This window comes from Cupriavidus sp. 01L415 (genome assembly GCF_056400065.1).
Genome location: NZ_JBFTSP010000015.1, coordinates 63,203 through 76,347 on the forward strand (window position 1 = coordinate 63,203; position 13,145 = coordinate 76,347).

A 13,145-nucleotide genomic window follows, 5' to 3' on the forward strand; every position below is an offset into this window, starting at 1 on the left:
GCGGTGCGCGAGGCCGCTGGCCTATCGCGCATCCTGGCGACCGGCGCGGACCGGCTCATCCGCCCAGAAGTCGTAGAAGTTAAACCAGTCATAGGGCGACGTGACCAGCAGCGCCTCCAGCCAGGCGGCATAGGACGTGGCGAGCGCGGTCAGCGCGGCGTCACGGTTGGCACGTGGGAGTGTCACCGCGCGCGCAAGTTCCGTGAAACGCAGCAGGTGGCCATCGCCATGCCGCACGCAGCCCATCGCGAACAGCGGGCAGCGCATCAGCGATGCCAGCACGTACGGCCCCACCGGGAACCGGGCGGGCGTCCCCAGGAACGGCACCCGCACCGCGCGGCCACCGTGGGCCGGAGCGCGATCGCCGGCGATCGCCACGAATTCGCCCGCCTGCACCTTGGCGGCCAGTTCCAGTGCCGTGGCCGGCGAAATGTCGTCTACCTGGTAGAGCTGCAGGCCGGACTGCGGATCCAGCCGGGAGAGGATGCGGTTGAAACGCTCGGCATGCGCGGTATGGACCAGCACCGTCAGGCGCAGCCCCTGCCGCTGGTTGGCCAGCACGCGGCACAGTTCCAGGCAGCCCATGTGGGCCGTCATGATGATGCCGCCCTGCCCGCTGGCGATCTGGTTAACCAGCACTTCTGGGCCTTCGCGCGTGACATTGCCGAAGCGGTACTGGCCGCCGATGGCCAGCAGCTTGTCCAGCAGCGTGTCCGCAAACGAAAACAGGTGGCGCAACGTATGGCGCCACCCGGGCTGGGTCCCGACCGCGCCGGCCGTGGCCTGCACACGCGTGAGGTAGTCTAGCGAGGCCCGCCGCGCCAGCGGATGCGTCAGCCAGTAGTACGTGACCACGGGATACAGCACCGCGCGGAACAGCGGACGGCCGAACACGCGATAGAGGCCGTACAGGCACCACACGCCCCACACGCAGGTGGCTTCACCGATGGTGCTCCAGTGCCGGGACGGCGCACGACGCGCCACGTCGGCCGTACGGGAATTGGTCGCGCTCATGCCGGCCTCACCTTGCGCCACAGCAGGCGCGGCAGGCGCCAGACCATGCCGAAGAACAACCGCGTATGCATGCGCGAGATCAGCACGTTGTCGTGAAACGCCTTGAAGTGCGAGACGCCATCAGACGGATACGTGACGCGCGTGGGCACGTTGACGACGCGCACGCCGCGCCAGACCAGGTGCACCAGCACCTCGGTATCGAACTCCATCCGGCGGCCCAGTCGGACGTCGCGCATCAGCGCGGTCACGGCCGGCAAGGGATAGACGCGCAGCCCGCACATCGAGTCGCGCACGGCAAAGGACAACGTATTGATCCAGACCCAGACGTGCGTCAGGTAGCGCGCGTACAGCCGGTGGCGCGGCACCGAGGCATCGTAGACGGGATGGCCGCAGATCATGGCGCCGGGATCGGCCTCGGCGAGCGCCAGGAATTGGGGAATGCAATCGGCATCGTGCTGGCCATCCGCATCGATCTGCAGCGCGTGCGTGTAGCCGAGCCGGGCGGCCTCCGCGAAGCCCGCCATGATCGCGCCGCCCTTGCCCTGGTTCTGCGTCAGGCGCACCAGCCGGATGCGGTCCGGATGCGCGGCGGCAATCTCGCGCAGCACGGCCTCGCAGGCCGGGCTGCTGCCATCGTCGACCAGCAGGCATGGCAGCGGGTGCACGAGGATCGCGTCGACCATGGCACCGATGGCGCCTTCGTGGTCATAGACCGGAACCAGTACGACGGGACGGAATGCGGGGGTCATGATGCCTCGGGATGGAAGACGATCTTTCCGCTGGCATGCGGGCCCGCAGCCGACGTCAGCCGGAAGCCCAGCACCCGCGATTCGGGCTGCCATGTCAGCGCCATTTGCACGGTGCTGCCGGGCTGGATCACCGCCTGGAACTTCAGGGTATCGAGCCGCGCAAAGCGGTCGCGCGGGGGCACGGGCAGCCGCTGAGGCGCGATGGTCATGACCCAGTCCACCTGCGCCACGCCAGGCACGATCGGCGTGCCGGGAAAATGGCCGTCGAAAATGGCAAGGTCTTCGGTGATATCGAGCGATGCCGTCACCGAACCGCCGCCAGCATCATCGCCATTGCCCTCCGCATCGATCCAGCGAACCGCCGGCAGGGTCCGGCGGAACACGTCGCGCAGCATCGCTTCCGTGGTCTTGCCCTGCGCATTGCAGGGCAATGCCGCGAGGAACGCCCAGCGGCGCGGCAGCGCCACGGGATCGATGGCATCGGCAAGGTGTCTGCGCAGCGCCGTGGTCAGCGCGGCGCGGCCTTCGCCATCGAGCATCGCTTGCCCCGCCTCCGTCGGCACGATCGCGGCCGCCACGCGCGTTCCCACGTCAAGCTCGATCATGGTCACGCGGGCTTCGCGCACGAACGCCGACAACGCGAACCGTTGCTCGATCTGCGTCAGCGAAACACGCTTCTCCTCGATCTTGACGATGCGGTCGGCGCGTCCGGCCAGCACGAAGCTGTCGTCGCCGGCAGGGAGCGCGCGGTCGGCGCAGACATACCAGTCATCGTCGGCGAGGTGCGCCGAGCGCACGGCGAGGAACCCGTCCTGGAGCCGCCATGCAATGCCGGGCAGCGCCGTCCAGCGGTCGGCCTGCACCGCGCGCTGGCGCCATGCGATGCCACCGGTCTCGGAACTGCCGAAGACTTCGATCGGCGACCGGCCCGTGAGGCGCAGCGCCTCGGCCGCGGCCTCGGGCGGCAACGGGCCGCCGGACGAGAACACCGCACGCAGCACCGGGCGCGTGGCCGGCCAGTCCAGCGCCTCCGGCATCCGCTTCAGGTGCGCCGGGCTGCTGATCAAGATGGCGGGATGCGTGTCGTCGATGCAGGCGCGGACGACTTCCTCGTGGAACGCCAGCCGCGTGACCGGCATCGGGCGCCCCGCCGCCAGCGGCCAGAGCACCGTGAACAAGAGGCCATAGATATGCTGGTGCGAGACCGTGCCCAGCACGCGTACGTCGGCAGGCAGGTCGCCGCCGAACGCCTGCTGGAGCGTGTGGACTTCGGCGTCGAGCTGCGCCAGGCGCTTGTCGATCGCGCCGGGCACGCCGGTGGAACCGGAGGTGAACAGCGTGATCCACGTATCGTGGGTGGCCAGCGGGGGCCAGTCGAACGATCCGGCGTCCCCATCCGGCGCGGATGGCTGCAGGCCATCGGGCAATTCCCCGGCCAGCCCGTCGGCATGACCGCGCAATGCCGCGAGGGTTTCCTGACGTGTATCGCCGGGCAGCACGACATGCTTGCCGGCGTGCCAGGCCCCGAGCAGCGCAGCCGCGAATTCGGCGGTACGCTCGATGTAGAGCGCCCAGCGGTGTCCCGGTGCGGCGGCAAACATGCGGCGCCAGGCCGCGGCGCGGGCGACAAAATCGCGCGCATCGAGCGATGGACCGCCTCCGCGCGCCACGTCGCGCGTATCGCCTTGGGCGGCGCGGGCAGCCAGCGACGCCATGACGCCGCCGACGCCAGACCAGTTGGCGTTGACACGCTCAACCATGGCGCCCCTCCTCCGCGTTGCGTGCCATCACGCGTTGCCGCACCAGCCATTCGCCAGCGAACATCGCGCCGATCAGCCCATAGGCGATGGCGCCGTTGTACAGCGCCCAGATGCGGTCGCTGGCCCCCACTGCGGTGATGGCGGCCACGGTGCCGTTGCAGACGAAAAAGATGCACCACGCCTGCGTGACGCGGCGTGTATAGGCCACGCCGCTAGGCGGCAGGTCGGGCTCGCGCAGGCGCGCCAGGCGCTCGACCAGCGTGGGCGGGTGGCGCAGGCTCCAGCCAAAGACGCCGAGCATCGCCACGTTGACCAGTACGGGATAGAGCTTGAGCGGCAACGCGTGATCGGATGCCAGCACGATCACGGCCAGGCCACCGGCCAGCAGCGCCATCGCGCGCCAGCCCGCCTGCCGGCTGGTACCGGCCCGCAGCAGCGCGAGCGCGACCAGCGCCAGCGCCATCACGCGCGGCGAAAAGTGCTGCAAGCCCAGATACACCACCACCGGGTAGGACAGCGTCAGCAGTCCCAGCCCCCATTTGCGCCAGGCCATGCGCGGGTCAGGCGGTGGCCGGCGAGTCGATCAGCTGCGCCAGCGCCTGCACCACGTCCTGCACGGTGCGCACGGACTTGAACTGCTCCGGCTTGAGCGGCTTGTTCAGCATCGGCTTGAGTTTGACCAGCAGGTCGACGGCGTCGATGCTGTCGATGTCGAGGTCGTCATACAGCCGGGCCTCGGGCGTGATGCGATCGGGCGCTATCTCGAAGGTTTCTTCGAGAACCGCCGCCACGCGCGCGAAGATTTCGTCTTGCGTCATGGTAAGGGCTCCATGTTGCCGGCCAGTCCTGTCCGGCCGGTTCGATCGATTCAGTCGGTTCGGTCGGTTCGCGTCAGGCCGGGGCCTGGCCGCGCTGCGACGCCACGAACGCCGCCAGGGCAGAAACGCTGGCAAAGCGCGCGCGAATCTCTTCCTTGTCGCCGTTCATCGTGATGCCGTAGCGCTTCTGCAGCGCGAGGCCCAGTTCCAGCGCGTCGATCGAGTCGAGGCCCAGGCCTTCGATGAACAGCGGCGCCGTGGTGTCGATATCGTCCGCCGCCACATCCTCGAGGGACAGCGACGAGATGATCAGTTCCTTGATTTCTTGCTCAAGCGCCTTCACGGCGGATCTCCCTGGAGAAAAACTCTGATAGTGACTGGGTCAGCTGGCGCACGGCCATGGCGTCGTCCGTGCCAGGGGGCACCCAGTCCGCCACGTTCACGTCGGGGCGAACGTCGATGACGAACCGTGGCCGGCGCACCGGCACGTGGTACCACTTCTCGCCCTTGGTCAGCGTGGGCGGTTCACAGCGGATGACGACCGGCGTCAGCGCAAAGCCACCGCGCACGGCCACGTTGGCCGCGCCGCGCTGCAATTGCAGCGGCTGGCCCGGTCGTGTACGGGTGCCTTCCGGAAAAATGATGAGGTTGTTGCCGGCCCGCAGCGATGCGATGCAGTCGTCCACCATGGCGGCGCCGCTGTCATTGCGCACCCAGCCGGTAGCCAGCACCGGGCCGCGCGTGAACGGATTGCGCACAAGGCCGGACTTGACCACGCAGTCGGCGCGACGCGTCAGCGCCATCAGGAAGACGACGTCGATCAGCGACGGATGGTTGGCCACGATCAGCAGTCCGTCGCGCTGTAGGCGATCGGCATGGCGAATTTCGAATCGGATCACGCCCACCGTATGCATCAGCCACAGGAACAGGCGGAATGCGTGGTGCACGACGCCACGGCTAGCGCGCTGACGCGCCTCGACGGACCACGGCAGCAGCGACAACACCGGAAACACGAGCACGCGCAGGAACAGCCCGCCCACGCCGAAGCTGGAAAAGCAGAAGCCGGTGGCGCACACGCGCCAGGCGCGGTCGATCCGTTCAACCATGGCGTTGCCACCTCCAGGTCGCGCGCTCGCCACGGTGGCGTAGTTCGGGCTCGCCGGCCAGCATGAAGCGCAGGACGTCGAGCCCGTGCGGCAGGATGGGATGGGCGGTGTCAGGGTCCGCGCTGGTGCGGGCGGCTTCCACCTCCAGACGCCACAGTGGTTCGCCGGCGCGCGGCCGGCCAATGCGCCAGGCCCAGCCAAACAGGCAGCCGGGTTCGTCGGCGAACTCGGCATAGGCTTCGGGCAACGGGGCGTCGTAACAGACCAGCAGGACGTCTTCGGCGCCGTCGGCCAGCAGGCCGCAGGCCTCTACCACGGCGGTCTCCACGGTGTCCCGCCCGGCCGCCAGGGCCTGGAGGTTGGAGGCATCGCCACGGTCGATCGTAAACATCGCGCCAATGGCGTTGTGTACGGACAAACCGAACGCGGTTGGCGACAGCGGCTGCGCGGCAGCCAGTTCGCTCAGCATTTCGAAGGCGCGGCGGGTATCGCCGTGGCGGGAAGCAAACACGGCGGGCGTGGCCGGCGTGTGCTCGGGGGTGATGTCGTAGGCGGGATGCAGCGCGGCGCGGCCGATGGCATTGACGCGCCGACGCAACATCGGCGCCATCGCGGCGAGCGTGGGCAAGTCCGAGCCGTCGGGCAGCCAGGGAGCCTGGCTCCATGCCTGCCATGCTTCAGGAGACTGCAATGCCGGCGCACAGGCCGCCCATGCGCGAATTCCGAATTCCATTGCCATGCCGTGCGCGGTGGGTGGAAAGTGAGCCCGGCGCCCCGCCCGATGCGTTTGGCGACACGATGTCTGGACGCGATACACGCGCACCAGACCACGCGCCAAGGCGCGACCCGGGGATAACTCCGTATTTCCCTGAAATTAATATCAAAATCCGAGGATTTCGCCGAATTTAATTATTTAACCACCCGATGGCCGAGATCTGGATCGACCACATCGAATCAGTGCCGAAGGATGCGGCCCGTAGACCGGCACCAGACATTACTGAGCCGCCGTGTCGGGGGGTATTGGCGGGGCCGGAGCTGGGCCGGTGGCCCCCGCCCAAAGTCGGGTATGCCACCAGCGCGGCGAACTTCGCCCCACTTTTTTTGTCAGGGGCGAATTCTCGCATAAAGCGGCGCGCTCAGGCTATGCAGGAAAGTAAGCGAAGTGCGCAAATGTAACGAGGGCGGGACAGCCCTTGTATGGCAGCCCCGCCCTGTCAAATGGGTCCGATCCGGACCGATAGCAGGCGCTCAGGGCGCCGGCAGGATCTTGCCCGAAACTTCACCAAAGCCCACCCGGAATCCGTCGCCCTGGCACCAGCCGGTCATGATGACGCTATCGCCGTCTTCCAGGAATCCGCGGCGGCTGCCATCGGCCAGCGTCAGGGGCTCGGCACCGTTGCGCGTGGCCTCCAGCAAGCTGCCATAGGAGTCAGGCGTGGTGCCGCTGATGGTGCCGGAGCCCATCAGGTCCCCAACCCGCACATTGCAGCCGGACACCGTATGGTGAGCCAGCTGTTGCGCCATGGTCCAGTACATCGCCTTGAAGTTGGTTCGGCAGATGGTCGCCGCCGGCGCACCGGCTGGCTGCAGCGCCACTTCCAGTGCGATGTCGTAGGCGTTCCGGGTCTTTTGCTGGAGGTAGGGCAACGGCTCCGGTGATTGGGCCGGGTTGTCGCGGCGGAACGGCTCCAGCGCGTCCATCGTCACCACCCACGGCGAGATTGACGTGCCGAACGTCTTGCTGTTGAACGGACCCAGCGGCACGTATTCCCATTGCTGGATGTCGCGCGCGCTCCAGTCGTTCAGGATCACCATGCCGAACATGTGCGCCGGCGCATCCGCCGTGCTCACGGGTTCACCCAGCTCGGACGGCTTGCCGACGATAAAGCCCATCTCCAGCTCGTAGTCCAGCTTGCGGCACGGGCCAAAGATGGGGCGCGCTTCGTTGGGCAGCTTGATCTGGCCATTGGGCCGGCGCAGTGCCGTGCCGCTTACCACCACGGAACTGGCGCGGCCATTGTAGCCAATCGGGATTTCCAGCCAGTTCGGCAGCAGCGCATTCTCGGGATCGCGGAACATGCGGCCAACGTTGGTCGCATGCTCGCGCGACGAATAGAAATCCGTGTAGCCCGGAATCTCGACCGGCAGGTGGAGCGTGGCGGCGGCCATCGGCACCAGTGCCTTGTCGCGCAGTGCCGCGTTACCGGAAAGCGTCGCGTCGACATCGGACAGCAGCGCGGTCAGGCGCACGCGGGTCTCCGTCCACACAGGCTTGCCCAGCGCGATAAATCGATTGAGGCTGCCCTCTGCAAAGGCGCCCTTCGCGGCGACGGGCAGCAGGCCGGCGTCATCCAGCGCGGCCAGGTCGAGCACATACGCGCCAATCGCCACGCCCACGCGCGGTGACTGGCCGTTCGCCGAAAAAATGCCATACGGCAGGTTCTGCAATGGGAAATGGGTCAGGCCGTCGTTGGCCGATTCGACCCAGCTGGTCTTGGGGGCAGTCATCGTTAGAACTCCGGAAATCAGCGCACGTTCGGGTTGAAATGCTTCTTCAGGCCTTGCCAGCAGGTGTAGTAGTCATGCTGCAGCTGGGCCGACTCCGCCGCGTACGGCGTTGGCCGGATGACGCCCGGGGTTTCGAACATGAACGCCATGGTGTCGGTGATGTGGTGCGGCGCGCTGGTGTCCGCCGCCGTGGCGCGCTCGAAGGTCTCCGCATCGGGACCGTGGCCGCTCATGCAGTTATGCAGGCTGGCGCCGCCCGGCGCGAAGCCCTCGGCCTTGGCATCGTAGACACCGGCAATCAGGCCCATGAATTCGCTGGCCACGTTGCGGTGGAACCAGGGCGGGCGGAACGTGTTCTGAGCGGGCAGCCAGCGCGGGCCGAAGATCACGAAGTCGATGGTGTCCACGCCGGGCGTGTCCGAAGGCGCCTGGAGCACCAGGAAGATCGACGGATCCGGATGGTCGAAGCTGATCGAACCGATGGTGTTGAAGCGTCGCAGGTCATATTTGTATGGCGCGTAGTTGCCGTGCCACGCCACCACGTCCAGCGGCGAATGGTCGATATCGGCACGCCACAGGTTGCCCTGGAACTTCGCCACCAGCTCGAACTTGCCTTCGCGGTCTTCGTAGCGGGCTACCGGCGTGAGGAAGTCGCGCGGGTTGGCGAGGCCATTGGAGCCGATCACACCCAGGTCCGGCAGCTTGAAGAGCGCGCCGTAGTTTTCGCAGATATAGCCGCGCGCTTCGCCGTCGGGCAACTCGACGCGGAAACGCACGCCACGCGGGATCACCACGATTTCTTGCGGCTCAACGACCAGCCGGCCCATCTCCGTCTCGATCAGCAGACGCCCCTGCTGCGGCACGATCAGCATCTCGCCGTCGGCGTTATAGAAAAAGCGATCCTGCATCGACCGATTGACCAGGTACAGGTGGAGGCCGCAGCCGCTAAGCGCTTCCGGGCCACCATTGCCGGCCATGGTGACGATACCGTCAACAAAGTCCGTCGGCGCCGCAGGCATGGTGGGCGGGCTCCAACGCATCTGGTTGGGCGACGGGGGCACCTCGTCGAAACGGCTGAGCCAGCGGTCCTGGTCGATGCGGGTGAATGGTTTGTGCATCGCCGCCGGACGGATGCGATATAGCCACGAGCGGCGATTGTGGGCGCGCGGCGCAGTGAATGCAGTGCCGGACAGTTGTTCGGCATACAGGCCGTATGGGGCGCGCTGGGGCGAGTTTTGCCCGACGGGCAGCGCCCCCGGCAAGGCCTCCGTGGCGAACTCGTTCGCAAAGCCGGACAGGTAGCCGGCGGTGGTGTCCGCCACGTTCAGTTGGGTCTGGGTCATGAAGTCTTCCTCTCGCATCCGGCGGCACGCTGGCCACCTTGCCTTGGCGCTACTTTCCTGGCGCTATGTTTTGACGCTGCTTTCCTGGCGCGGATGCCTTCGCGCACCTGGAACAAATGCCGGCAGTTCGCCGGGCAATCCTGCGGATGTTGTCTCCGCTCTTCTCATGTCGCCACGTTCACGCCATGCCGGGTCAGCGCATGAAATTACGAATAGCGAAATCGATTTACCATATCGTAATCACGGTTCTGACGCATGTCAAACCACAAATACAGTAGGCGAACATGGCGTGACCCGAGCTGCGCACGTCAGACGCTGGAGGAAATCAGGTAAGGAAAAACGGGGGCGGAACGGTGAAACCGCGGGAACGGCAAGGAACGCGGGGGGCGAAGCGAGGGGATGCGAGGAAACGCGGGAGAGGCAAGCCGATCGATATGCGATTCCGCAGCACGGCATTGCACACACTGCCAGGACCGGCAGTGCCGAACCGCACGCAGGCGGCGAGACGCCGGACAAACCGACACGACGGGTTGCGTCGCGTCAGGCTTATCCGACAATGGGTATCCGGCAGCCCTGCGGGACGGTGTCCCGCCTGATTGCAACGGATACGGCAGACATCACATGGGCTTGTGGCCCTCCCCGGCGTTGGGTCCGGGGCCGAATCCGCCTGACGCGGGCGCCGAGGCAGCCGGGGCCGCGGCGGCCGGCTGGCCGGCCATCGAGGCTGCTGTGACGCCGCCATTGCGGCTGGCGATGAATGCGTTTACGTCTGCGGCAAGATGCTGCGGAGCCAGTACGACTTCCAGACCAAGCGCCTCACAGGCCGCAAGGAAGGTTGACATACGCGGATCAGCCTGACCCGACTCTGCCCGCAGATAGGCTTCGCGGGAAATCCCGGCCTTACGGGCGACGTCCTCCTGCTTGAGCTTGCGCGCTCGACGCAACGCCCGCAGTTGCCGGAACGGTTCGCTAGCGCCTCTTGGCACGGCTGTACTGTTCATGTCGGTCTCCAGTCACCAGTGAAAAAAAAGTGCGCGGACGTGCATTCGAGTATAGAGCACGTAAAGCGTTCCGTAAGGTCATGTGTGGAACACTTTTGCAGATTTCTTATGATGGCTTGATCTCGCCGTTCGGACCCTCGTCCAAAAGACGGATAAAGCACAACTTCCTCCTCCCGCCATCACATAACGGGACCGTCCGCTTTGCGTTGACGTCACATCAGTATTGTCGATGTGTGGAGTAAGGCAAGTTGACAAACCGACCGGTCGTGCTAATCTGCATTCCATGCAGAAAGGCCAACTCACTCGCACCGCCATCATCGAACAAGCGCTCCTGTCGGCCACCCGGGTCGGCTTCGAGCAGCTTTCGCTTGCCGATCTGGCGGCGGACACGAACATGTCCAAGAGCGGACTGTATGCGCACTTCAAGTCGAAAGAGGCGCTGCAGGAGGCCGTGCTGGACCGCGCGGCGGAGCGCTTCAGCGAGATCGTCGTGCAGCCAGCGATGCGGCAGCCACGTGGCATTCCGCGTCTGCAAGGTCTGTTCGACGGCTATATGGTGTGGCTGGGCGGGACGGTGACGGAAGGTCGGTGCCTCTTCATGGCGCTGTCCCAGGAGTACCGTGACAAGCCCGGCATTATTCGCGACAAGGTGGTGCAGTCGTTCAAGGACTGGCACAGCACGATCGGCCGAGTGATCAATGACGCAGTCGATGAGGGCGATCTCCGCGCGGACACCGATCCGCGCCAGTTCGCGTTCGAGATGGCCGGCATCGGCATGTCATTCCAGTCGTCGTTCAAGCTGATGGGCCGCAGTGACGCTGAAGCGATGGCGCGACGCGCATTTGCCAGGTTGCTGAGCGACGTGCGGGCGGCACAAGCCGCTGAACCAGCGTCCGCAAACTGAGATTCGGGACGGCGCCAGCGTCGTCCGCCAGGTTTCCCAGCCGATGCGCACGGGGCATGCGCGCGGTGTATCCAACGACATTTTTGTCGTCTTTTATTGCCCGAAAAATAGCACGACTGGTCGGTCGTAGATTACAAAAAATGACACAGTCAGAGCAACTGTGCCGCCGATCGCGTAGACAAGAGATCAGTTGGAGGTGTTCGCCGTGTCGCAAGTGCTGTCTTCTGCATCCCCACCAGGCGCCGTCGCGCCATCGGATGAAACAGGGATCGATCGTCCGTCGCCCGCCGTTTCCCCGGTCAAACGTTTTCAAACTATCGCTCTGGCCTGGCGAAGATTGCGTTGGCAGACCGGTGGATGGCTCCATCCCGCCGCCACTGCGCGAGCGCTGGAGCGTCTCTGGTTCAGTCCCCCGCGCAGCAAGACTAGTGGCCCCGGCCTGCGCCTGCTGGATTCCGCGCGCAGCGAGTGGGCGCTTGTGACCGGCCAGGGAGCCAGCCGGCGCGTGCGCGTGTACCGCTGGGGCAGCCAGGGTCCAGTAGTCCTGCTCGCCCACGGATGGGGCGGCAATGCCGGCCAGTGGCACGCAGTCGTCCACGCATTACTTGCCGCCGGGATGCGCGTGGTGGCGTTCGACGCCCTCTCGCACGGTGCATCGGATGCGGGCGCTCGCGGGCAGGACCAGACTTCCATTCTGGAGATGACTCGCTCTCTGCTCGCCGTCGCCTGGCACGTGGGGCCGGTACATGCTGTCATCGCGCACTCGCTGGGTGGGGCCGCCGCGGCGCAGGCGATTCGCGAAGGCTTGCCGCTGAAGGGCGCGGTGATGATCGGCTCCCCAGCGGACATGTACAGCGCCTGCTCGACGCTGGCCTGGCAACTGGGCATCGCCCCGCACGTGCTGGCGCGTATGCAGCGCCGTAGCGAACAGTGGCTGGGCACGTCCTGGTCGACCTTTAACGTGCCCGATATCGGCCGGACCCGGCCCGTGCCACCGGTATTGGTCGTCCACGATCGGCACGACAAGGAAGTGCGATGGGAAGACGGCGCCGCCATTGCTGGTGCCTGGCCACAGGCCCGGCTCGTGACGACGACAGGCCTTGGACACCGGCGGATACTGCACGACGACGCGGTGATCGAGCAGGTGGCGCGCTTCGTGACAGACCTGACGTCCACGACACCGACGCCGGCGTCGCAAAGGGTCGCTGCGGGCACGGCACTTCCCGTCTGATTCCCCTTCCTCCCCTTTTCCTGCTAGCAGGAAAACTGAGGGCCGGCGCTGCGCAAGCAGCCCGGCCCCTTTTTATTGTATTCGTCAACGCTTGGCGGTTAATTGCGTATTTTGCATCAACAGGAATGCCCGCAAACCCGCCGCTTCAGGCACTTCAAGGTTGCAACCACTGCGTCGATTTGCGCCACCGCTTTGGCCGGTGGCGCGATCAATCCGCCTGCGACCGACCATTTGCCGCCCTTGGCGCGCGATATGCATCAACGCGCAATGGTTCCTGGCCGGCACGCACCCGGCTTGCATCGCGATGACTCCGGCCCGGAACCCGTCGCCACCATGCCAGCGCGCAGTCGGCGGCGTGTCATGAACCCGCCGGAGATCACCATGACCCGATACATCGTGCTTGCCAGCTTTACCGACCAAGGCATCCGTGCCGTCAAGGACACGACCAAGCGCGCGGCCTACGTCCGCGAAATGGGAGAGCAGTTCGGCGTGCAAATGAAAGATATCTACTGGACGCTAGGCGCCTACGACATCGTGCTGACGCTGGAGGCTCCCGATGACGCGACCATGACCGCATTCGGGCTGTCAATCGGCCAGGCCGGCAATGTCCGCACCCAAACCCTGCGGGCCTTCTCGATGGACGATATGAACGACATCCTCGCCAAGATGAAGTGAAGGCAGCGGTGGGCCCGCCGTTACTGCTCCGGGACG

The 13,145-nt window shown here is 66.0% G+C and carries 14 protein-coding genes; 3 read left to right on the forward strand and 11 right to left on the reverse strand.

The annotated features are described in order from the left end of the window. Nucleotides 1–21 precede the first annotated feature (21 nt). The 11 genes from AC1DOX_RS20325 to AC1DOX_RS20375 all read right to left on the reverse strand — a co-directional run bounded on the left by AC1DOX_RS20325 (nucleotide 22) and on the right by AC1DOX_RS20375 (nucleotide 10,299). Nucleotides 22–1,014, reverse strand: coding sequence for an LpxL/LpxP family acyltransferase (locus AC1DOX_RS20325; protein WP_441620147.1), 993 nt, complete (start codon nucleotides 1,012–1,014; stop codon nucleotides 22–24). Next, nucleotides 1,011–1,763, reverse strand: a complete 753-nt coding sequence (locus AC1DOX_RS20330; RefSeq protein WP_441620149.1) for a glycosyltransferase family 2 protein — start codon at nucleotides 1,761–1,763, stop codon at nucleotides 1,011–1,013. Before AC1DOX_RS20330 ends, AC1DOX_RS20325 begins: the two co-directional genes overlap by 4 nt. Further along, a complete protein-coding gene (locus AC1DOX_RS20335) occupies nucleotides 1,760–3,523 on the reverse strand; it encodes an ApeI family dehydratase (RefSeq protein WP_441620151.1) in 1,764 nt (587 codons plus the stop codon). The genes AC1DOX_RS20330 and AC1DOX_RS20335 overlap by 4 nt, the downstream gene beginning before the upstream one ends. Further along, a complete protein-coding gene (locus AC1DOX_RS20340) occupies nucleotides 3,516–4,076 on the reverse strand; it encodes a COG4648 family protein (RefSeq protein WP_441620153.1) in 561 nt (186 codons plus the stop codon). Before AC1DOX_RS20340 ends, AC1DOX_RS20335 begins: the two co-directional genes overlap by 8 nt. 7 nt (nucleotides 4,077–4,083) lie before the next feature. Further along, nucleotides 4,084–4,341, reverse strand: a complete 258-nt coding sequence (locus AC1DOX_RS20345; protein ID WP_092139784.1) for an acyl carrier protein — start codon at nucleotides 4,339–4,341, stop codon at nucleotides 4,084–4,086. Nucleotides 4,342–4,414: 73 nt separating this feature from the next. Next, nucleotides 4,415–4,684, reverse strand: coding sequence for a phosphopantetheine-binding protein (locus tag AC1DOX_RS20350; RefSeq protein WP_092139786.1), 270 nt, complete (start codon nucleotides 4,682–4,684; stop codon nucleotides 4,415–4,417). Continuing rightward, on the reverse strand, nucleotides 4,671–5,447 hold the full coding sequence (locus AC1DOX_RS20355) for a lysophospholipid acyltransferase family protein (protein ID WP_441620156.1): 777 nt from the start codon (nucleotides 5,445–5,447) through the stop codon (nucleotides 4,671–4,673). The genes AC1DOX_RS20350 and AC1DOX_RS20355 overlap by 14 nt, the downstream gene beginning before the upstream one ends. Next, complete coding sequence (locus AC1DOX_RS20360; protein WP_441620158.1) at nucleotides 5,440–6,180, reverse strand: beta-ketoacyl synthase chain length factor; 741 nt, start codon at nucleotides 6,178–6,180, stop codon at nucleotides 5,440–5,442. The genes AC1DOX_RS20355 and AC1DOX_RS20360 overlap by 8 nt, the downstream gene beginning before the upstream one ends. 515 nt (nucleotides 6,181–6,695) lie before the next feature. Next, complete coding sequence (gene fahA, locus AC1DOX_RS20365; RefSeq protein WP_441620160.1) at nucleotides 6,696–7,955, reverse strand: fumarylacetoacetase; 1,260 nt, start codon at nucleotides 7,953–7,955, stop codon at nucleotides 6,696–6,698. 17 nt (nucleotides 7,956–7,972) lie between these two features. Beyond that, the gene (hmgA, locus tag AC1DOX_RS20370) at nucleotides 7,973–9,298 is read right to left on the reverse strand and encodes a homogentisate 1,2-dioxygenase (protein ID WP_441620162.1); all 1,326 of its coding nucleotides are present in this window, start codon (nucleotides 9,296–9,298) and stop codon (nucleotides 7,973–7,975) included. 617 nt (nucleotides 9,299–9,915) lie between these two features. Continuing rightward, a complete protein-coding gene (locus AC1DOX_RS20375; RefSeq protein ID WP_441620164.1) occupies nucleotides 9,916–10,299 on the reverse strand; it encodes a helix-turn-helix domain-containing protein in 384 nt (127 codons plus the stop codon). A 283-nt stretch (nucleotides 10,300–10,582) separates the two neighbouring features. Between AC1DOX_RS20375 and AC1DOX_RS20380 the strand changes: the two genes are divergently transcribed. The 3 genes from AC1DOX_RS20380 to AC1DOX_RS20390 all read left to right on the forward strand — a co-directional run bounded on the left by AC1DOX_RS20380 (nucleotide 10,583) and on the right by AC1DOX_RS20390 (nucleotide 13,109). Then, on the forward strand, nucleotides 10,583–11,203 hold the full coding sequence (locus AC1DOX_RS20380) for a TetR family transcriptional regulator C-terminal domain-containing protein (protein WP_441620166.1): 621 nt from the start codon (nucleotides 10,583–10,585) through the stop codon (nucleotides 11,201–11,203). Nucleotides 11,204–11,408: 205 nt separating this feature from the next. Next, complete coding sequence (locus AC1DOX_RS20385) at nucleotides 11,409–12,434, forward strand: alpha/beta fold hydrolase (protein ID WP_441620227.1); 1,026 nt, start codon at nucleotides 11,409–11,411, stop codon at nucleotides 12,432–12,434. A 381-nt stretch (nucleotides 12,435–12,815) separates the two neighbouring features. Further along, nucleotides 12,816–13,109: a GYD domain-containing protein gene (locus AC1DOX_RS20390; RefSeq protein WP_441620229.1), complete on the forward strand. Its 294-nt coding sequence runs from the start codon at nucleotides 12,816–12,818 to the stop codon at nucleotides 13,107–13,109. Nucleotides 13,110–13,145: the final 36 nt, after the last annotated feature.